General features: G+C 60.9%; 14 protein-coding genes and 1 pseudogene. 6 read left to right on the top strand and 9 right to left on the bottom strand.

Annotated features, from left to right (window positions below; genetic code table 11):
• Positions 1-217: 217 nt before the first annotated feature.
• The gene (locus tag ACL9RI_RS01320) at positions 218-1,093 is read right to left on the bottom strand and encodes a sulfurtransferase (protein WP_422724798.1); all 876 of its coding nucleotides are present in this window, start codon (positions 1,091-1,093) and stop codon (positions 218-220) included.
• A gap of 237 nt (positions 1,094-1,330) precedes the next feature.
• Between ACL9RI_RS01320 and dnaE the strand changes: the two genes are divergently transcribed.
• Entirely contained in the window at positions 1,331-4,891 is a 3,561-nt protein-coding gene (gene dnaE, locus ACL9RI_RS01325; RefSeq protein WP_422724799.1) for a DNA polymerase III subunit alpha, read from the top strand.
• A gap of 63 nt (positions 4,892-4,954) precedes the next feature.
• Here dnaE and ACL9RI_RS01330 read toward each other — a convergent pair whose 3' ends face one another.
• The 4 genes from ACL9RI_RS01330 to ACL9RI_RS01345 all read right to left on the bottom strand — a co-directional run bounded on the left by ACL9RI_RS01330 (position 4,955) and on the right by ACL9RI_RS01345 (position 7,805).
• Positions 4,955-5,185 carry a DUF6139 family protein gene (locus ACL9RI_RS01330; RefSeq protein ID WP_422724800.1) on the bottom strand — a complete coding sequence of 77 codons (231 nt, stop codon included), beginning with the start codon at positions 5,183-5,185 and terminating at the stop codon, positions 4,955-4,957.
• Between the two features lie 125 nt (positions 5,186-5,310).
• Positions 5,311-6,303 carry a VirK/YbjX family protein gene (locus ACL9RI_RS01335; protein WP_422724801.1) on the bottom strand — a complete coding sequence of 331 codons (993 nt, stop codon included), beginning with the start codon at positions 6,301-6,303 and terminating at the stop codon, positions 5,311-5,313.
• Positions 6,304-6,356: 53 nt separating this feature from the next.
• Positions 6,357-6,884 carry a universal stress protein gene (locus ACL9RI_RS01340; RefSeq protein WP_422724802.1) on the bottom strand — a complete coding sequence of 176 codons (528 nt, stop codon included), beginning with the start codon at positions 6,882-6,884 and terminating at the stop codon, positions 6,357-6,359.
• A 102-nt stretch (positions 6,885-6,986) separates the two neighbouring features.
• Positions 6,987-7,805, bottom strand: coding sequence for a MipA/OmpV family protein (locus ACL9RI_RS01345; protein WP_422724803.1), 819 nt, complete (start codon positions 7,803-7,805; stop codon positions 6,987-6,989).
• Positions 7,806-7,995: 190 nt separating this feature from the next.
• On the opposite strand from ACL9RI_RS01345, the gene ACL9RI_RS01350 reads away from it, so the two are divergent.
• From ACL9RI_RS01350 to ACL9RI_RS01365, 4 genes are all read left to right on the top strand, one after another.
• A complete protein-coding gene (locus tag ACL9RI_RS01350) occupies positions 7,996-8,682 on the top strand; it encodes a response regulator (RefSeq protein ID WP_422724804.1) in 687 nt (228 codons plus the stop codon).
• Positions 8,679-10,073 carry a sensor histidine kinase gene (locus tag ACL9RI_RS01355; RefSeq protein WP_422724805.1) on the top strand — a complete coding sequence of 465 codons (1,395 nt, stop codon included), beginning with the start codon at positions 8,679-8,681 and terminating at the stop codon, positions 10,071-10,073. The genes ACL9RI_RS01350 and ACL9RI_RS01355 overlap by 4 nt, the downstream gene beginning before the upstream one ends.
• 114 nt (positions 10,074-10,187) lie before the next feature.
• Positions 10,188-11,780, top strand: coding sequence for an ATP-binding protein (locus ACL9RI_RS01360; protein ID WP_422724806.1), 1,593 nt, complete (start codon positions 10,188-10,190; stop codon positions 11,778-11,780).
• Positions 11,770-12,375 carry a response regulator transcription factor gene (locus ACL9RI_RS01365; protein ID WP_422724807.1) on the top strand — a complete coding sequence of 202 codons (606 nt, stop codon included), beginning with the start codon at positions 11,770-11,772 and terminating at the stop codon, positions 12,373-12,375. Before ACL9RI_RS01360 ends, ACL9RI_RS01365 begins: the two co-directional genes overlap by 11 nt.
• A gap of 21 nt (positions 12,376-12,396) precedes the next feature.
• On the opposite strand, the gene ACL9RI_RS01370 is transcribed toward ACL9RI_RS01365, so the two are convergent.
• The 4 genes and pseudogenes from ACL9RI_RS01370 to ACL9RI_RS01385 all read right to left on the bottom strand — a co-directional run.
• Positions 12,397-13,497 carry a glycosyltransferase family 9 protein gene (locus ACL9RI_RS01370; RefSeq protein WP_422724808.1) on the bottom strand — a complete coding sequence of 367 codons (1,101 nt, stop codon included), beginning with the start codon at positions 13,495-13,497 and terminating at the stop codon, positions 12,397-12,399.
• A gap of 46 nt (positions 13,498-13,543) precedes the next feature.
• The gene (gene msbA / locus ACL9RI_RS01375; protein WP_422724809.1) at positions 13,544-15,277 is read right to left on the bottom strand and encodes a lipid A export permease/ATP-binding protein MsbA; all 1,734 of its coding nucleotides are present in this window, start codon (positions 15,275-15,277) and stop codon (positions 13,544-13,546) included.
• 51 nt (positions 15,278-15,328) lie between these two features.
• Positions 15,329-16,543, bottom strand: a complete 1,215-nt coding sequence (locus ACL9RI_RS01380; protein WP_422724810.1) for an O-antigen ligase family protein — start codon at positions 16,541-16,543, stop codon at positions 15,329-15,331.
• 256 nt (positions 16,544-16,799) lie between these two features.
• Positions 16,800-18,032 (bottom strand): annotated as a pseudogene (locus ACL9RI_RS01385) (malic enzyme-like NAD(P)-binding protein); the annotation flags it as partial.
• A gap of 208 nt (positions 18,033-18,240) precedes the next feature.
• On the opposite strand from ACL9RI_RS01385, the gene ACL9RI_RS01390 reads away from it, so the two are divergent.
• Complete coding sequence (locus ACL9RI_RS01390) at positions 18,241-19,278, top strand: LacI family DNA-binding transcriptional regulator (protein WP_422724811.1); 1,038 nt, start codon at positions 18,241-18,243, stop codon at positions 19,276-19,278.
• The last annotated feature ends 13 nt before the right edge of the window (positions 19,279-19,291 follow it).

The following is a 19,291-nucleotide window of genomic DNA, read 5'->3' on the forward strand; positions in this document are numbered from 1 at the left end:
AGTAGTCGAGGAAAACGAGCCGGCTTGCAGGCGTGTAATTGTACTTGATGACATCAGTGGTCATGTCTTGTTATAGGAGTCATGGCGCGCGGATACACACACGGTGCGTATTGCCGGTGCCCTTCCGGGCGCCAATTATCTATAATGAAAGTTGTAAGATGGCTACATTATAAAGGAGTGTGCATGTTGGCAGCCTTTTATATCAAGCCTTCTTTTATCAGGCATTTTTTTTGCCAAAGCAATGCGGGCAAGACACTTCGTACACGTATTCGGGCGCCAGCTGCTGGCGCGGCGTGACGACGGCGCGGCAGACGAAGCATTGCACGGTTTCCGTCGGTTCCAGTTTCGGGTTGAGGGCGGTACGGTAGTCGAACACGAAGCAGTCGCCCGTGTAATGGTCGCCGCCGACTTCTTCAAAATACTTCAGGATGCCGCCGTCGAGCTGGTACACGCTGTCGTAGCCGATTTCCTTCATGTGGATGGCGGCTTTTTCGCAGCGGATGCCGCCGGTGCAGAAGGTGACCACGGTCTTGCCTTCCAGCTCATCCTTGTGGGCGGCAGCGACGGCCGGGAATTCGGTAAACTTGTCGATGCGGTAATCGAGGGTGTTGTTGAACGTGCCCACGTCGACTTCAAACGCGTTACGCGTTTCCATCATCACCACCGGTTTGCCGGCATCGTCGACGCCGGCGTCTAACCAGCGTTTCAGGGTATGTGCATCGACGGACGGCGCGCGGCCCAGTTCCGGCTTGATCAGCGGCATGCGCATGGTGATGATTTCTTTTTTCAGCTTGACCAGCATGCGCTTGTGCGATTGCTCTTTGGATAAGCTTTCCTTCCATTCCAGATCGGCCAGGCGGGCGTCGCTGCGCACCCAGGCCAGGAAGGCGTCGATGTTCTCGCGTGTGCCGGAGAGGAACATATTGATGCCCTCTGGCGTCAGCAGGATGGTGCCTTTCAGGCCCAGCGCCAGGCATTGCTCCTGGTACAAGGGACGCATGGCTTCCGTATCGTCCAGCGTGATGAATTTATACGCTGCAATATTGACAAAACTGTCGGCGGGCGCGGCGGAAAGGGAAGGTGTGGCTTGCATGATGGCGATCGGGTTAGACTGAACAGCCGATATTATAAGCCTGACAGTCTGGTGGGGATACCCACCTTTGGACGTATTGCCACGCGCGCAGGGCCGGCTGGTCAAACGGCCGGGCCAAGGCGGCCTGGCATAATTTCTTGCGTGTCGGCCCTGTCTGCGTCTGCGGGCGGGGGCTGCGACGCGGTAGAATAGACCCCATTGAATTTTGCAGGATTGGTAGACAGGATGGAAATGGTAATGCAGGACGCCGGCGCCCCGGCGGGTGTGCCACACTCTTTACAACAAGCCCCGCAGCAAGCCGCGCAGGGACCGGGATTCGTGCACTTGCGCGTGCACTCCGAGTACTCGATCGTCGATGGCCTGGTGCGTATCGACGACGTGGTCAAGGCGGCCGCCAAGGACAAGCAGGTGGCGCTGGCCGTCACCGATCTGTCCAACCTGTTTGGCATGGTCAAGTTCTACAAGGAAGCGCGCGGCAAGGGCATCAAGCCCATCGTCGGCGTCGACGTGTGGATCACCAACGACGACAACCGTGAAAAACCGTCGCGTTTGTTGCTGCTGGCCAAGAATCGCATGGGCTATCTGCAACTGTGCGAATTGCTGTCGACCGCCTGGCTGACCAACCAGTACAAGGGCCGCGCCGAGCTGCGTATCGAATGGCTGCAGGCGCTGGCCACGAATACCTATGAGCTGTATCCGGGCGAGAGCGCGGCCAATGGCTTGATCGCCTTGTCGGGCGCGCATTTTGGCGACGTCGGCGTGGCGATTGAAAATGGCAACCTGGCGCTGGCGGAACGCAACGCCCAGCGCTGGGCCGAGATTTTCCCTGGTCACTTTTATATTGAAATCCAGCGCGGCGGCCAGGCCAACCAGGAGGCGCAGGTGCGCCATGCAGTGGCGCTGGCAGCCAAGCTGGGCTTGCCGGTGGTGGCCACGCATCCGGTGCAATTTATTTCCCCTGAAGAATTTATCGCCCACGAAGCGCGCACCTGTATCGCCGAAGGCGAAATGCTGGCCAATGCCAAGCGCGTCAAGCGTTTCAATGACAGCCAGCGCTTCATGTCGCAGGCGGATATGGCGGAACTGTTCGCCGATTTGCCGGCCGCGCTGGCCAATTCGGTGGAAATCGCCAAGCGCTGCAATCTGACCTTGGTGCTGGGCAAGCCGCAATTGCCGAATTTCCCCACGCCGCCCGGCATGACGATCGACCAGTTCCTGGTGGCCGAGTCGCAGGCCGGCCTGGAAAAACGTCTGATCCAGCTGTATCCCGATCCCGAACGCCGCGAAAAAGAGCGTCCGCGCTACGAGTCGCGCCTGAAATTCGAGACCGACACGATTTGCAACATGAAGTTCCCCGGCTACTTCCTGATCGTGGCCGAGTTTATCCAGTGGGCCAAGGAAAACGGCGTGCCCGTGGGGCCAGGCCGTGGTTCGGGCGCCGGTTCGCTGGTGGCGTATTCGCTGCTGATTACCGACCTGGACCCGCTGCAATACAACCTGCTGTTCGAACGTTTCCTGAACCCCGAACGCGTTTCGATGCCCGACTTCGATATCGACTTTTGCCAGGAAGGGCGCGACCGGGTCATCCAGCACGTCAAGGATTTGTATGGCAAGGAGGCGGTCTCGCAGATCGCCACCTTCGGTACCATGGCGGCCAAGGGCGCGATCCGCGACGTGGGCCGCGTGATGGACTTCGGCTATAACTTTTGCGACGGTATTTCCAAGCTGATTCCGTTCAAGCCCGGCAAGCCGGTGTCGATCGCCGACGCCATCGAGGAAGAGCCGCTGCTCAAGGAACGCCTGGAAAACGAGGAAGAGGTCAAGCAGCTGCTGGACCTGGCGCAGCAGGTCGAAGGCATCACGCGCAATATCGGCATGCACGCGGGGGGCGTCTTGATTGCTCCTGGGAAATTGACGGATTTCTGCCCGCTGTACACGCAGGGCGGCGATTCCGGCGTGGTGTCGCAGTACGACAAGGATGACGTGGAAGCCGTCGGCCTGGTGAAGTTCGACTTCCTGGGGTTGACCACGCTGACGATTCTCGACCGCGCCGTGCGCTACATCAAGCAGCTCGATCCGGCGCAGGCGAACTTTGACCTGGCAGCCTTGCCGCTGAACGACAAGCCATCCTACGATCTGCTGACCAAGGCCAAGACCGTGGCCGTATTCCAGCTGGAGTCGCGCGGCATGCAGGGCATGCTGAAAGACGCGCGTCCCGACCGCTTCGAAGACATTATCGCGCTGGTGGCCTTGTACCGTCCGGGCCCGATGGACCTGATTCCCGATTTCTGCAAGCGCAAGCATGGCGAACGTTTCGACTATCCCGATCCGCGCACGGAATCGATTCTGTCCGAAACCTACGGCATCATGGTGTATCAGGAGCAGGTGATGCAGATGGCGCAGATCGTCGGCGGCTATTCGCTGGGCGGCGCCGACATGTTGCGTCGTGCGATGGGCAAGAAGAAGGCCGAGGAAATGGCCGAGCACCGCGAAATCTTCCGCGCCGGTGCGGCGAAAGATGGCTTGACGGCCGAAAAAGCCGACGAGATCTTCGACTTGATGGAAAAGTTCGCCGGCTACGGTTTTAACAAATCGCACGCCGCCGCCTACGCCCTGCTGTCCTACCACACGGCGTATCTGAAGGCGCACCATCCGGCCGCTTTCATGGCAGCCAACTTGTCGCTGGCCATGGATGACACGGACAAGATCAAGATCCTGGTGGAAGACGCGCTGGAAATCTGCAAACTGACCTTGTTGCCGCCGGACATCAACGAATCGGATTACCGCTTCACGCCGAGCGGCGAAGCGCCGTCCGTCAGCGGAAAAAAGGTCACGCAGATCCGCTATGGCCTGGGCGCCGTCAAAGGTTCCGGCCAGAACGCCATCGAAGCCATCATCGCCGCGCGCGAGGCGGGCGGGCCGTTTACCAGTTTGTTTGATTTCTGCAAGCGGGTCGACAAGAAACAGATCAACCGCCGCACCATCGAATCCCTGATCCGCAGCGGCGCTTTCGATTGCCTGAAGGTCGACCGCGCGATTTTGCTCGCTTCCGTGGCGTTTGCCATGGAGTGCGCCGACCAGGCCGCCAAGGCGGCCAACCAGGTCAGCCTGTTCGGCGGCGACGACAGCGACATGGTGGCGCCGCCCGAGTACGTCAAGGTGCCTGTCTGGACCGACAAGCAACGGTTGACGGAAGAAAAGATTGCCCTGGGCTTTTATCTGTCCGGCCATCTGTTCGATTCCTACGCGCCCGAGGCGCGCCGTTTTGCCCGCACCAAGCTGTCGGAACTGACGCCTTCGCGCGAACCGCGCATGATGGCCGGCGTCATCACGGGATTGCGCACGCAGATGACGCAGCGGGGCAAGATCCTGATCGTCACGCTCGATGACAAGAGCGGCACGGTGGAGGTGACGGTGTATGGCGAGCTGTTTGAAGCGAACAAGAAAATCTTCAGGGAAGATGAATTCCTGGCAGTGGTGGGCAAGGTGTCGGAAGACCGTTTCTCGGGCGGCTTGCGCATCACCGCCGAGAGCGCCTTCGACATCATCGCGGCGCGCGTGCAATATGGCCGCCAGCTGGGCCTGGTCTTGCCGGCGACGCTCGATGCCCGCCGCATCCGCGACGTGATCATGCCGCACCGCGCCGAGACGGGCTTGCCGATTGCCGCGCGCGTCAGTCCGCAAGGCGTCAGCTGCGTGCTGCAATTTGGCGAAGAGTGGAAGGTGGCGCCATCGGATGAATTGCAGACGGCGCTGGAGCAGGTGCTGGGGGCGCAAGAGGTGGCGGTCGAGTACTAGGCCCCCCCCCTGTATCACAAGAAAAAGCCAAACCGGATGCAGATCGGGTTTGGCTTTTGTCGTTTACATATCTTTCAGGCCGGTGATGGCATAGCCCTTGGCAGCGATTTGCTGGTGTGGCTGTTCAATATGGTAGTGGGGCAAGGCATCGGCATCGTCCGCCACTTCGCTGGCGCGTACTTCCAGTTGCCAGTCGGTATTGGTGACTTCTTCAGGAATCAGCTTTCCTTCCGGCACGGCGAGATAGGAAAAAATGCCGTCGTGCTCGGCCCGGCGGTAGATATCTACGCGCATGACTTGCCTCCTTGTAAGCGTTGGGGAAAGCGGCCGGCGCTGTGCGCAAGCCGATAGGGTCTAGCGTAACAGGATTGCGCGGAGCACGGTTTTTATGGCGTGCGCCGGCCGTTCCCCAGGCTATATCACGCCACTGCGGCCTCGTAGTCGTCCTCGTCCACGTGCTGTGCATCGTTGGCGGCCACGTGCAGTGGCGTTGGCATCGGACTTGGGCGGCGATGCGCGTCCAGGCCACTGCGCAGGCAGTCGATGAGCGCCACGGTGATCTCATGGCGCTTGCGCATTTCCGAGCGTTTTTTCGAGGCGATTTCTTCCATTACGGGCAGCGGCAAGTCTTCGCATGGCAATTCGAAATCGCCATCCCGACGGGGCTTGGCGCCCAGCTCACGCCACAACTCATCGTAGTTGGCAAACAAACGGCCCTTTTTTTTGGCCGAGTAGTGCACGGCGTGATTGTTATTGCTAACAAGAAGCAATTGGCGGCAGCCATGCTCATATCCCAGCTGGCGCACCAGGCGCACCATCAAATTCTTGGGCCGCAGACCATGCAGGTCGCGCGTGGCTTCGCGCACGCGGTGCAAGCTATCCTGGCTGTTTGGCCCCTGTATGCAGCCAATGCTGACGCCGATGCTGGCGCGTTGCACTGAACCAAAGAAGGTGAAGGCCACCGAATACAGGACCTCCTCTCCCTGGATCAGCCGCAAGACGATTTCGCCTTCGCGCTCCATCGGGTGCACTGAACACAGTTGCAAATGGTACAGCGAGCCGGACTTGCCGGGCACCGTGCCCAGGCGCACAGGATCACGGGCGGCCTGGGCCATCAAATTGCCCCAGCCCTGCTGCAGGATGAAATAATAGTGTTCAGCCAGCAAGTCCACGCGTTGGCGGCAGCTGAGTTTTTTGCTCATGTAGTCGCGGTAGACCTTGTGAATCAGGTGCGGACAGGCTTGCACCAGATCGTGAAAGACGGGGTGCGAGTTCAATAAGTGCAGCCAGTCGCGGGTCTGCCGGTGTTGCCAGCGCGCCCGCAGTTGCAGCTTTAGCGTTTCACGCAGGCGGCGTACAAATCCGCCGCGGTTTTTTGTCAAACCCGAAGACAGGGTAATTGATGGCGTCATCTGGCGCTTTTCCATGGTCAAGAATGTAGGGCGTCTGCGCCGCGGATGGCCACTCAGACGGGAACGGGACCGCCGACACCATCCTGGTTTGCTTGCAGGACGATGGCGCTACGGCTATCGCGTGCCAGTTTGCGGGCGAGGTCGCCCGAGAAACGGCGTGGCCAGGAGCGGGGTTTGGGCGCTGGCAAGATGACTTCATGGCAGCCAAGCAATTCAGCTGTATCCAGGATCGTAAAAGCGACGTCACCGGAGGAAATGAAGGTGGAAAATTCGAGATGGGAGCGGCTCAGGTACAAACCGGCTTCCTGCATCAACTGTGCCGCCGCCGCTTCGCTCTTGCTGCTGTCGCCGGGACCGGCCACGCCGGCACGCGCCATCACCGGGGTGACATGCAGCAGGTTGACCTTGACGCTGATGCCCCATTCCTGCAGGCGGCGGGCGTAGCGGGCGCCGAAGATGATGTCTTCCATCCGTTTGATGGGGACCAGCAACAGCAAGGTCTGCTGCGCCGCGCCGGCATGCGCCGGCACGCCGTGATCGGCGTGGTCCTGGCGTTGCGGATGTGGAGGCGCAGCTTGCATGTGATGACGAAATGAAAAGAATCAGTATCGGTCCATCTTAGCCAGCGTGGCCCCCTCTGTAAATTGGCGAAATGCCGTACGTGTTTCCCTTATATCGGCCTATCAGTAGCGATAGCTGGCGTAGATGGCGCCCATCGGCGCCGTCTTGCGCTGCACGATGGGGCTCTTGCGGGCGTCGCCGATCAGCGTCGTGACGCCGGCCATCGCGGTGAGTCCCCATTTGGCATCGAAGCGGTGTTCCCAGCTGACGGTGGCCTGTGCCTCATAAAAGCCGCCCTTGGGGGCGTATTGCTTGAATGCCGTATTGGCGGCCTGGGTGGCCGTGACGCCATACATGGTTTGCATGTATTTTTTCTCGCCCCAGCCTGCCTGCCCACCCAGGCTGATGGTGTCTTGCGGCACGCCCCGGCTATCGTTCCTGCTGTAGATCTGGCCGCCTGCGCCGAACTCCAGCCGGGCGCCGTTTTCGCGGTGATTCAAGGGGATATCGCTCGATATGGTCAGTTGTACGCCAGGAATCGGCGAATACGCCATGCCCAGCAGCGCACTGGCATTGCCTTTGACGTCGCCCATGCCCTTCAGATAATCGCTGCCGCCGTAGCCATTGATGCCCTTGCGCTTGTGGTCGGTGCGTTCGCCGCGGTAGCCGAGCGCGACGCTATAGCTGAGCGGGCCAGCCTGGCCGCCATAGCCGATGCCGCGCATGGAGCTGGCAAAGAAGCCGTTCGCCATGCTGTAGTCGAGAACGACCACAGGCATGGTGCTGAGCTTGTCCGAGCCGGAATAGCTCGATACGACCGCAGCGCCAGCGCCGACGGTCAGCACATTGCCGGGCGCCGGATCGGCCGCCAGCGCAGACAGGGGCAGCAAAAGCAGACCAGCTATTGCCAGAGTAGAAGACAGGGAAGTAGTTGCTTGCATGGTAGGTTCCGTCAAGTGGAGAACCGAGTCCGGGGTGGCTCGATTGACGTGACACAGTATCCTTGCTTGCCATGAAGGAAAGATGAGCCATTGATGAAGATTGCATGAAGATGCAGGGGGCGCGGTCCGCCCTGCGCACCCTGGCGGCGGCCTTTAACTATTCTTCAGCTTGTGATGGTTTAATGTCGGTATGAAAATACTGCTGATTGAAGATGATATGGACCTGGGCAACGGCGTGCGGATCGCCTTGCGTGACCAGGGCATGCAAGTGGTCTGGGTGCGCAGCCTGGAAGATGCGGCGCGCAGCCTGGACCAGGACAGCTGCGAACTGGTGCTGCTCGATCTGGGCTTGCCCGACGGCGACGGCCTCGACTTGCTGGCCCGCTTGCGCGCGGCACGCCTGCCGGTGCTGATCCTCAGTGCGCGCGATACGCTGGAGCAACGTTTGCGGGGCCTCGATGGCGGCGCCGACGATTACCTGGTGAAACCCTTCGTGCTGGCCGAGCTGCTGTCGCGCGTGCGTGCGCTGGCCCGCCGCAGTTACGGGTTTGATGGCGATACGATCGAATTGCGCGGCCTGCTGCTGCAAGTGCCGACGCGCCGTGTCAGCGTGCATGGACGGGCCGTGGAACTGACGGCCAGCGAATATGCCTTGCTGAAAACCTTGTTGATGCGGGCCAACCGCGTCATCACGCGGCGCGTGCTGGAAGAGCATATCTTGCCGGGCGGCCTGGCCAATGCCAGCAATACGCTCGATGTACACATGGGAAATCTACGCCGCAAGATAGGCGAAGGCTACATCCGCACCGTGCGCGGCGTCGGTTATGTCATCGACCAGCAGGGCGATCCTGCCTGCGTGCCGGGTAAGCCGGCATGATGCGCCGTTGCTGGAACATGCTGTGGCACCCGACCCTGGTGCGCCGCCTGATGCTGGCGCAAATGCTGATGCTGACCGTGCTGTGGAGCCTGGCGGTCGCGTATGTGTTGTTCGAGGGAAGCGGGGAAGGCAGCAATGTGACGCGCAGCGTGTTGCGTGCCGTTATCAGCGTCGCCGACAACCTGGCCGATCAACCGCAGCGCCAGCAGCAAAGCCTGCAGGCGATCGACGAGGCCTTGCGCGATGAGTTTGAAAAGGGACAGGTGCAGGAACTGGCGCCGCGTATCCTGGTCTGGCGCGATGGCCAGCTGGTCTACAAATCGCCCGATACGCCCAGCGGTATCCGCAGCGCCGGTCCCGAGCAGATGGAAATAGTCTACATCAAGGGCCAGCCCTGGCGCAGCCGCAGCCTGGTCGAAGGAGGAACGCGCGTGACAGTACTGGAGCTGGGCGGACCATGGCAGTTTTTCGTCACCATCAATTCACGCGGCTACTACTTGTTGCCGCTGCTGATCAGCTTGCCTTTCCTGCTGTTGCCGGCCTGGCTCTCGATCCGCCTGGCAATGCGGCCGTGGCGCAAGGTGGCGCAGGAAGTGGCTGCGCGCGGGCCGCAGGACTTGCGCCCGCTGACCTTCAAGCCGCCGCATGGCGAGCTGGCGGCGCTGGTCGACAATATCAATGCGCTGCTGCAGCGGGTGGACGCCAGCGCTGCGCGCGAGCGCAGCTTCATTGCCGACGCCACCCATGAATTGCGCACGCCGCTGGCGGCCATGCGCGTCAACGTGGAAGCCTTGCAAAGCCAGGCACACGCGCCGCACCAGCAGGAGTTGCTGGACGGCATCTTAAACAGCGGCAACCGCGCGGCGCGCCTGGTAGGGCAGTTGCTGCAATTGACGCGCAGCGAAGTACAGGCCGAGACGGGCCGTTTGCCCCTGCCGCAAGCGCTCGACAGCTTGTTGCAGGATCGGTTGGCCGCCTTGGCCGGCCTGGCGCAAGCGGAGGGGATCGAACTGGAACTGCAGGCCAGCGTGTCCCTGAGCGTGGCGGGGCAGCGGGAAAGCCTGGTCTCGCTGATCGACAATCTGGTCGAAAACGCCATCAAATACAGTCCGCGCGGCAGCAGTGTCACGGTGTCCTTGCATGCGGAACGGGGCCAGGCGGTATTGCACGTGGCCGACCAGGGGCCGGGCATACCGCCGGCGCTGTACGAGCGGGTGTTTGACCGCTTTTTCCGCGCGCCGCAGCAGCAGTCGCAGCCGGGTAGCGGCCTGGGCCTGGCCATCGTCGCTTCGGTGGTACAGCAGCATGGCGGCACGATCCAGTTGCACCGCGCCAGTGGCGGCCAGGGCTTGCTGGTCGAGGTGCGCTTGCCGCTGGCGCCGTCCGTGTAGCAGCGCCGAGACGGAGTTGTTGTATGAATGAAATCGGGAGTGCTTATAGCGCAATGCGTCATGGCGTGTCGCACGGATGAGATGCATAATGCTGGATAGTCAGAAAACAATTCCATGCGCCCATCCTTGTCTCGTTACCTGCCGTATCCCGCCTTCGTCGGCTTGTATCTGTTATTCGACTGGGCGACGTATATCGACCCGTTGTACGGCCTCAACATTACCCCCTGGAACCCGGATCCGGCGCTGGGCCTGGTATTTTGGCTGCTCTATGGCCGCAAGGCTGCCTTGCCCTGGTTTATCGCCTTGCTGGCGGGCGAATGCCTGGTGCGCGGCCTGCCTGCCGGCTGGCCGCTGACCTTGTTGTCCTCGGCCTGGCTGATCGTGGGGTATGGCACCATCGGCGCGGCCTTGCGCCGCCGGTTCAGTAGCGGCGATATTTTTGATAACCGCCGCCGTTTGGCGATCTGGGCCGTGATCGTGCTGGCCGGCACCATGCTCAATGCGCTCGGCTATATCTCGCTGCTGTCGCTGACGGGCAAGATTCCGCCGGGCGAATGGGGCTCGGCGGCCTTGCGCTTTGGCATCGGCGATATGGTGGGGCTGGTGGTGTCGATGCCGCTGATCTGGATGCTGGTCAGCGAGCGCGGCCGCATGCGCCTGAAAGAAACCGTGTGGCGCTGGGAAACGCTGGGCTATCTGGCGCTGGCCATGTTCGTGCTGTGGTGCGTGTTCGGTTCCATCGTGCGCTCCGACTACAAGCATTTTTATTTCCTCTTCCTCCCGCTGATCTGGGCTGCCTCGCGCCAGGGGCTGTATGGCACGGCACTGATGGTGTTTGTCTTGCAACTTGGCATTATCACCATGGTCAAATGGTCGCATGCGGTGAATTTGCAGTTTTACGAATTACAATTGCTCGATGCCGTGCTGGCGCTGGTGGGCTTTTTTATCGGCATCGTCGTCGATGAACTGCGCAAGGTGGCCGATGAGCTCAAGCACACCATGCGCCTGGCCGCCGCCGGTGAAATGGCGGCCGCCCTGGCGCATGAATTGAATCAGCCGCTGACGGCCCTGTCCACCTACGGCAAGGCCTGCGAATACTTGCTGGAGCGGGGCGAAAGCGGCGATATCCTGAAAAGCGCCATCGGCCATATGATCGTCGAATCGGGCCGGGCGGCCGAAGTGGTGCGGCGCCTGCGCGATTTCTTTCGTACCGGCGCCATGCAGCTGGAAACCATCGAGGTCGGTGTGTTGATCTCCGGTATCAGCCGCCAGTTCACGCCGCAGTTCCATGAGCACGGCATCGAACTGGTGGTGGGCCAGATGCCGCCGCTGGCGGTGAATGCGGACCGCCTGCAGATGGAGCTGGTGCTGCGCAACCTGCTGGCCAATGCGCAGGATTCGGTGCTGGGCGTGCCGCGCGGCTTGCGCCGCATCGATCTGTCGGCGGAACGGCTGGGGGGCGGGCGCTTGCGCCTGTCCGTGGAAGATAGCGGCGCCGGCATTTCCAGCACCCTGGCGGCGCGCCTGTTTGAACCGTTTGTGTCGTCCAAGGCCAGTGGCCTGGGGCTGGGCCTGGTACTCAGCCGGGCGATTGTCGAGGCGCATGGCGGCAAGTTGTGGGCGGAAGTCGGCACGCACGGCATGTTCAGATTCATCCTGCCGCTGGCGGCGACGAGCGACTCCCAGGGGGAATATGGTGAAAAGTAATTTAACGGTCTTTATCGTCGACGACGATCCTGCCGTGCGCGATGCGCTGGGTTTGCTGCTGGGCGTGCGTGGCTATCGGACGGCCATGTTTGCCAGCGGCGAAGATTTCCTGCAGAGCTGGCGCCGCGAGTGGTCCGGCTGTTTGCTGATCGATATCCGCATGTCCGGCATGGATGGCCTGGTCTTGCAGCGCCGGCTGGGCGAGCTCGAATGCCTGTTGCCTATCATTATCATTACCGGTCATGGCGACGTGAACCTGGCGCGCCAGGCCTTCAAGGCCCAGGCCAGCGATTTCCTGGAAAAACCGTTCGATCACGACAAGCTGATGGCTGCCATCGATGAAGCATTTTCGCGCGAGGCGGAAACGCGCGGCCGCCTGCAGCGCCAGGCGCACAGCCTGGCTTTGCTCGACGGCCTGACCCCGCGCGAACGGGAAGTGATGCAACTGGTGGTGACGGGGCAGCATAACCGCGAGATCGCGCCGCTGCTGGGCATTTCCGTGCGCACCGTGGAAGTGCACAAGGCGCGCTTGATGGACAAGCTCGGCGTCGATAACGTGGCCGACCTGGTCCGCATCAGCATGCTGGACGCCTGAGCGCCCAGCTTCCCGGCAGTATCAGGCGATGGCGTGCAATACCTGATCGACTGGAATCGCCTTGACCCAATCGCTGCGCCGCGCCACCGTGATGACGGTGCTGTTGGCGCTATCGAAAGGCGCCCATTCCGGGTTCTTCTTGCGCATCAGCGCAATCACGGGCACATGCACGGCGTTGGCCAGATGCATGATCGATGTCTCCACTGAAATAATCAGATCGCACTGGGCCAGCATGGCCGGCAGCTGGAAAAAATTGTCGACGGCGCTGAACGCGTGCGTGCGCTGCAAGCCGCGCGCCTGCGCCATGGCGTTCACCTTGGCCAGCTCTTGCGGCATGGCATTGATCAGGAAACAGGCGTCGGCCCATTTGGCTTGCTGTTGCATGCGGGTAATCAATTCCGCAATGCGCTCCAGTGGCCAGCTGCGCTTGTGCGACTTGGCAAACGGGTTGAGCAGCACCAGCGGACCCTTGCGCGTATCAAAGCCCCAGCTGGCCAGCTGCTCCCGCGCCTGGTGCAGCGAGGCTTCGGGAATGTGAACAAACGGATAACGATCGGCGACGGGAATATCGATGCCGCTCAATTGCTGGAACCAGTCTGCATAGACGCTGCTGACATGGTGTTCGCCCACATCGGGGCCCGCATAGGGCGCCAGGATGGCATCGAGCTTGCGGTAAGAGAAATAGTGCCATGGACGGATGAGCTTGACGCGCTTGCGGGTGCCGATCACCAGGCCCTGGGGATTGAGGCGGCGGGCCAGCTCCGCGTACTGCTGTGGCCGTACGTGTGCCAGGGAAACGATGATGGGATAGTGTTCCGCCTGGGCTTCGCGCACCGATTCCTCATACAGCGCGGGGCTGTAGGTTTGGCGGTATACCTTGGCGAACAGGCCGGAGTGCTCGACCCAGTCGTACAGCGAATATTTGCGCAAGCCTTCCCATTGCGTGGCGTCGGCAGTGCGCCTGACTTCATCGATCCACAGGTGGATCTCGATATGGGGATGGGCGGCGGCAAAGGCGCGAAAACCATTTTGCAGGTAAGTGAAATCGCCCAGTGCCAGGTGGGCGATGAATAGAATTTTTTCCGACTTCGCAAGAAGTTCGGCAGGAATCAAAGGTGTCATGGATCGGTACGGGTTCAGGTAGGCAGTCGTCAGTGTCGAGTCAGTGTCAGGCCACTTGCTGGGAAAATTGCAGGCGATGCAAATTGGCATAGGCGCCATTGGCATCCAATAATTGTTGGTGACTACCAGTTTCCATTATTTTTCCATGTGACAATACCACGATACGGTCAGCACGTTCAATCGTGGAGAGGCGGTGTGCAATAACTAAAGTCGTTCTGCCTTGCATCAGATGCTCGAGCGCGGCTTGCACGGCCCGCTCGGCTTGCGTGTCCAGCGCCGAGGTGGCTTCGTCGAGGATCAAAATGGGCGCATCCTTGTAAATCGCGCGGGCAATCGCCACGCGCTGGCGCTGGCCGCCCGACAGGCGCGAGCCATTGTCGCCCAGGCGTGTTTCCAGGCCTTGCGGCATGCTGTCGATCACATCGGACAAGAACGCCGCAGCGGCCGCCGCTTCGATACGCTGGCGGTCCGGCGTCGCGTCGCCATAGGCGATATTGGCGGCCAGGGTGTCGTCGAACAACACCACTTGCTGGCTGACCATGGCGATCTGGCTGCGCAAGCTGGTCAGTGCGATCTCATCGATATTCTGGCCATCGAGCAGGATCTGGCCACTGCTGACGGAATAAAAGCCGGGCAGCAAGCCGACCAGGGTCGATTTGCCGCCGCCGGACATGCCGACGAAGGCCACCGTCTGGCCAGGCGCAATACTCAGGTTGATATCCTGCAAGGCCACTTCCTGGTGGCCTGGATAGCAAAACTGCACCTGGTCGAAATCGATCTGCCCGCGGCTGCGTTGCGCCAGCTGCTGGCCGCCCGTGCGCTCGGGCGTCTTGTCTATCAGCAAGAAGACTTCTTCGGCGGCGGCCATGCCGCGCTGCAGGGGGCCATTGACTTCGGCCAGCTGTTTCAAGGGCGTCAGCAGCATCAGCATGGCGGTGATGAAGGAAACGAAACCGCCGACCGTGATTTGTCCGTGTTCCGACTGGAACAGGGCCATCACGATCACCAGCGCCACGGCCGCTGCCGTGATGACCTGGGTAATCGGGACGGTGGCCGAAAACGTGCTGGTCATGCGCATGCTGTAGCGGCGCAATTGTTCCGCACTCTGTTCGAAGCGCGATTTTTCATAGTCCTGGCCGCCGAAAATCTTGATGACTTGCTGGGCGCGCGTGGTTTCTTCGATCACCTGGGTCAGGTCGGCATTGACGGCCAGCGAGTCGCGGTTCAATTGTTTCAGGCGCTTGCCGGTGGTGCGCACGACAAAAGTCAGCAGCGGCAGCAGTACCAGGGTGACCAGGGTCAAGACCCAGTTCAGGTACAGCAGCCAGGCCAGCAGGCCCAGCACAGTCAGCGAGGAACGCACGATGGAAGTGAATACCTTGGTCACCATGTCGATGATTTGCTGCACTTCGAACATGATGGAATTGATGACTTTCCCCACCGTATTGGTGCTGTAAAAGTCGATCGGCAGGCTCAGCATGGTGGCAAACATCATGCGCCGCAATTCGTTGAGGATGCGCGTGGACACATAACTCATCAGGTAGCTGCTGGCAAACGTCGACGCGCCACGGATGGCAAAGATGCCGATCACGATCAGCGGCACCAGCCAGAACGAGAAATGGACCTTGCCGCCGAAACCGTTATCGAGCAGCAATTTGAGCGCATATGGCAGCAGGGGTTCGGTACCGGCGGTGACGATCATGGCGAGCAACGCCAGCACCAGATGTTTTGTATATGGCGCGTGCAGTGCGGTCAGCCGTTTCAGGTCAGGCGTGAGCATGGCGATACAGTTCCTGGCAAGAAAGAGACAACACGGTCAGCTGCCGGACAGTCAAGCGGCACGCTCATGCTGGCGCAGCAGCGGCCACAGTATCACCAATGGGAAGACCAGCATGATTATGCCGATATTCAAGGTGAGCGAACTGGTCGTCAAGCCGAAAATCGGATAACAGCTGTACAGCACCACGCCTGCCAGGGCATAGGGGCGCGTGTTGCTGTTGCTGTGGCACAGGGCGCGTGCAAACAGCACCAGGGGCAGGAAGAAGAAGGCCAGCAGGGTTGCCAGGCCGGTCAGGCCGCGCTTGACCAGAGCATCGAAGTAATCGTTGTGGGCGTTGGTGTGTGCGAGGATGGTCTTGTCCATCTTGCCTTCATCGGCCAGCCGCTGTTTGCCGGCCAGGTAGCCGGTGCGGCCCAGGCCTATCCAGATATGCTCCCGCGACAGGATCAATGCCGTGCGCCACATTTCTATCCTTTGCCCGATCGAGGTGGTGACATTGTCGGTTTGATTGAATTTTTGCACGTCATCGACCGCCACCTCCACCCGTTCGCGCACCAGCGATTCGGGCAAGGCATACGCCACCACGGCTGCCAGGGCAATGAAGGCCGCCAGGATGGCGGGCAGCAAATGCTTGCGGCGTGCCTTGATACATTGGCTGGCAAACAGGCAGACGCAGAGCGGCAAGACCAGCCAGCCGCCGCGGCTACCGCTGATGATGGAGCCGATAATACCCGCCACGGCGCCGGCGATCAGCAGTATCGTCCAGGCCATGGCGTAGCGTTGCCGGCGCGCCCAGCCCAGGCCGCACAGGGAAAGCATGCCCAGCAAGATGCTGACATTGCCATAGTGAATTGCATTGCTGGCCGAGCCTTCCGGGCGCTCTATGTGCAATGCCAGGAATTGCCACAAGCCCAGTGCTGCGCCGGCGATGGCGCCGATCGATACGCCAGACCACCAGGCAGCCGCACGCGGCGGATAGGCCATCAGCAACAGCAGCACGGGGACGGCCAGCAGCGCACGCACGGGCATGTCGAATTCGCGCAGCGGATCGCCGTGATACAGCATATTGGCTGCGTAGACGCCGAAATACAGCAGCAGGGTGGCGATCAGCAGATATTCACGGCGCTGCAGATCCAGGCGGGGACGTTTCCACAACAAATACATGCTGGCCAGTAGCAGACCTCCTGCGCCGAACGAGTAGCCACTGCTGACTGCCAGGGCCAAGGCGGAAAAGAGGAAAACACAAACAGAAGTCAAACCGAGCATGAATATCCTTGGTAACGCATATCATTGCCTGCGTGGCAACAGTAGCAACATAAAGTAGGCGCCATTGTAATCGAAGATCCCGGTAAAAACGCCCCTGGGAAGTTTTTGCTTTGATAACTTTTTTGTGGATACTCAGGCGTAGAAAGGCAAAAAACCATGGATTCGCATCCATGGTTTTTTGTAAGCAATGGTAACTTGCTGAAATTTCATCAAGGCAAGACGATGCTTGCCAGGGGCATCAAGCCTTCGCTGGCGCGCGTGTTGCCACGCCGGTGTCGATCGCGGCTTGCGATACGGCCGGGGCAACCCAGCTGCGCAGGCGTTCGTCGAATGGCGACGGGATCAGTTGCGTTGGCGTCAAGGCGCTGATGGTGTGGCCTGGCAATGGTTCCTTGGCCAGCGCAGCGATGGCGCGCACGCAGGCCAGCTTCATTTCTTCATTGATGGTGGTGGCGCCCACGTCGAGCGCGCCACGGAAGATGTAAGGGAAGCACAGCACGTTGTTGATCTGGTTCGGGTAATCCGAGCGGCCCGTGGCGACGATGGCGTCGCTGCGCACGGCGTGGACTTTTTCCGGCGCGATTTCCGGGTGCGGATTGGCCAGCGCGAAGATCAATGGACGTTCCGCCATCGATTCGACCATCTGCGTGCTGACCACGCCGCCTTTCGATACGCCGATGAAGATGTCGGCGCCGACCATCGCGTCTGCCAGGTCGCGGTCGCTGGTGTCATTTGCGTAGCGCGCCTTGTTTTCTTCCATGTTGGCGTCGCGGCCCGGGTAGATCACGCCCTGGCTGTCGCATACTTTCAGCAAGGATTTGTTCAGGCCCAGCGAGACCAGCAGGTCCAGGCAGGCGATCGAGGCGGCGCCGGCGCCGGACACGGCGACCTTGACCTTGTCGATATCCTTGCCCACCAGTTCCAGGCCGTTCAGGATGCCGGCCGCGACGATGATGGCCGTGCCATGCTGGTCGTCGTGGAAGACGGGGATATTCATGCGCTTGCGCAATTGCTGTTCGATGTAGAAGCAGTCTGGCGCCTTGATGTCTTCCAGGTTGATGCCGCCGAAGGTCGGCTCCATGCGCACCACGGTATCGATGAACAGGTCGGGATCGTTTTCAGCCAGTTCGATGTCGAACACATCGACGTCGGCAAATTGCTTGAACAGGCAAGCCTTGCCCTCCATCACCGGTTTGCTGGCCAGCGGGCCGATATCGCCCAGGCCCAGTACGGCGGTGCCGTTGGTGATCACGGCCACCAGGTTGCTGCGCGAAGTGTAGGTGCCGGCGCTGCGTGGATCTTCGACGATCGCTTCGCAGGCAAACGCCACGCCCGGCGAATACGCCAGGGTCAGGGCGCGTGCGTCGCCCAGCGGTTTGGTAGGGGTAACGGAAATCTTGCCGGCGCGCGGTTCAGCGTGATAGGCGAGGGCGGCTTCTTTCAGGTTGAAGGTTTCGTGGTCGGCGTGCTTGCTGTGCGAGGTAGACATAAGAATTCTGGGATGGGCCTGCGCGGCCCGAGTGGTAAGTCCGGTCCATGTTATGCAAGCGCTTGCACGCTGTCAAGGCTCTATTTATGTCAATCTTATGAAAAGCGCTCTTCGGTTAGGGGTTTGGGTCAATGCAAGCGTTTGCTCGGTTTTTTACGAAAAGCCACTATTTTGCGATAAAATCAGCGTATTGCGATCCGGGAAGCCCATGACAAACAAGAACCCCACCTTAAGCGATGTAGCGCGGGCCAGTGGCGTGCACTTCTCCACCGTCTCGCGCGTGATGAACCCGGAAACGCGGCAAAAAGTCAGCGTGGAAGTGGCCAAGCGCGTGCTGGCCGAAGCCAGCCGGCTCGGTTACCGCCCGAACCGGGCTGCCTCGACCCTGGTCACGCGCAAGTCGCGCATCATCGGCGTGGTCTTGCCCGATATCACCAACGCCGTGTTCCCGCCGATCTTGCTGGGCATCGAGGAAGGCTTGCGCAAGCATGGCTACCTGGCCATCGTCGCCAACGTGGGCGCCGATGAAGAAGAACAATTGTTTGTCATTAACCGCCTGCTGGGGCAGCAAGTCGATGGCCTGATCCTGGCCACCGCGCGCCGCCACGACCCTGTCATCAAGATGTGCATCGACCAGAACGTGCCGGTCGTCACCGTCAACCGCAGCGACGAAACGGGCGTCGCTTCCTGCGTCGTCAGCGATGACCTGGTGGGCATGCGCCTGGCCGTGGAACACTTGCTGGCGCTGGGCCATCGCCATATCGCGCATATCGCCGGCCCTGAAAACCTGTCCACGGGCCATGTGCGCCGGCTCGGTTTCCTGGCGGCCATCCAGGCCAGCGAACTCGATCCCTCGCAGGCGTTCGTGTTTGAAAGCAGCGGTTATTCGCGCGAATGCGGCAAGGCGGCCTTGCTGGAATTGCTGCGCCAGTCGCCGCAAACGACGGCGGTGGTGGCCGGCAGCGACCTGGTGGCCATCGGCTGCTATGACGCCATCCGCGAACTGGGCCTGAGTTGCCCCGAAGATATTTCCGTGGTGGGCCACAACGACATGCCGTATATGGACCTGATCCGCCCGCCGCTGAGCACCATCCGCATCCGCCACCATGGCATCGGCACGGAAGCGGCCCGCTTGATCCTGCAAACCATCGAATCGCCCGAATCGTCCGTGCTGGACGTGCGCCTGAAACCCGAACTGGTGGTGCGAGAATCGACGGCGCCGCCGCGTGCAGGAGGCTCCGTTTGAGGCGGTAGCGCCG

This window comes from Janthinobacterium sp. Mn2066, assembly GCF_049319705.1.
Taxonomy (GTDB): domain Bacteria; phylum Pseudomonadota; class Gammaproteobacteria; order Burkholderiales; family Burkholderiaceae_D; genus Janthinobacterium.

What these genes read in the sequence shown, in the direction of transcription:
- ACL9RI_RS01320 (WP_422724798.1), bottom strand. Translation starts at nt 1,093, where the DNA reads ATGCAAGCCACACCTTCCCTTTCCGCCGCGCCCGCCGACAGTTTTGTC.
- dnaE (WP_422724799.1), top strand. Translation starts at nt 1,331, where the DNA reads ATGCAGGACGCCGGCGCCCCGGCGGGTGTGCCACACTCTTTACAACAA.
- ACL9RI_RS01330 (WP_422724800.1), bottom strand. Translation starts at nt 5,185, where the DNA reads ATGCGCGTAGATATCTACCGCCGGGCCGAGCACGACGGCATTTTTTCC.
- ACL9RI_RS01335 (WP_422724801.1), bottom strand. Translation starts at nt 6,303, where the DNA reads ATGACGCCATCAATTACCCTGTCTTCGGGTTTGACAAAAAACCGCGGC.
- ACL9RI_RS01340 (WP_422724802.1), bottom strand. Translation starts at nt 6,884, where the DNA reads ATGCAAGCTGCGCCTCCACATCCGCAACGCCAGGACCACGCCGATCAC.
- ACL9RI_RS01345 (WP_422724803.1), bottom strand. Translation starts at nt 7,805, where the DNA reads ATGCAAGCAACTACTTCCCTGTCTTCTACTCTGGCAATAGCTGGTCTG.
- ACL9RI_RS01350 (WP_422724804.1), top strand. Translation starts at nt 7,996, where the DNA reads ATGAAAATACTGCTGATTGAAGATGATATGGACCTGGGCAACGGCGTG.
- ACL9RI_RS01355 (WP_422724805.1), top strand. Translation starts at nt 8,679, where the DNA reads ATGATGCGCCGTTGCTGGAACATGCTGTGGCACCCGACCCTGGTGCGC.
- ACL9RI_RS01360 (WP_422724806.1), top strand. Translation starts at nt 10,188, where the DNA reads ATGCGCCCATCCTTGTCTCGTTACCTGCCGTATCCCGCCTTCGTCGGC.
- ACL9RI_RS01370 (WP_422724808.1), bottom strand. Translation starts at nt 13,497, where the DNA reads ATGACACCTTTGATTCCTGCCGAACTTCTTGCGAAGTCGGAAAAAATT.
- msbA (WP_422724809.1), bottom strand. Translation starts at nt 15,277, where the DNA reads ATGCTCACGCCTGACCTGAAACGGCTGACCGCACTGCACGCGCCATAT.
- ACL9RI_RS01380 (WP_422724810.1), bottom strand. Translation starts at nt 16,543, where the DNA reads ATGCTCGGTTTGACTTCTGTTTGTGTTTTCCTCTTTTCCGCCTTGGCC.
- ACL9RI_RS01390 (WP_422724811.1), top strand. Translation starts at nt 18,241, where the DNA reads ATGACAAACAAGAACCCCACCTTAAGCGATGTAGCGCGGGCCAGTGGC.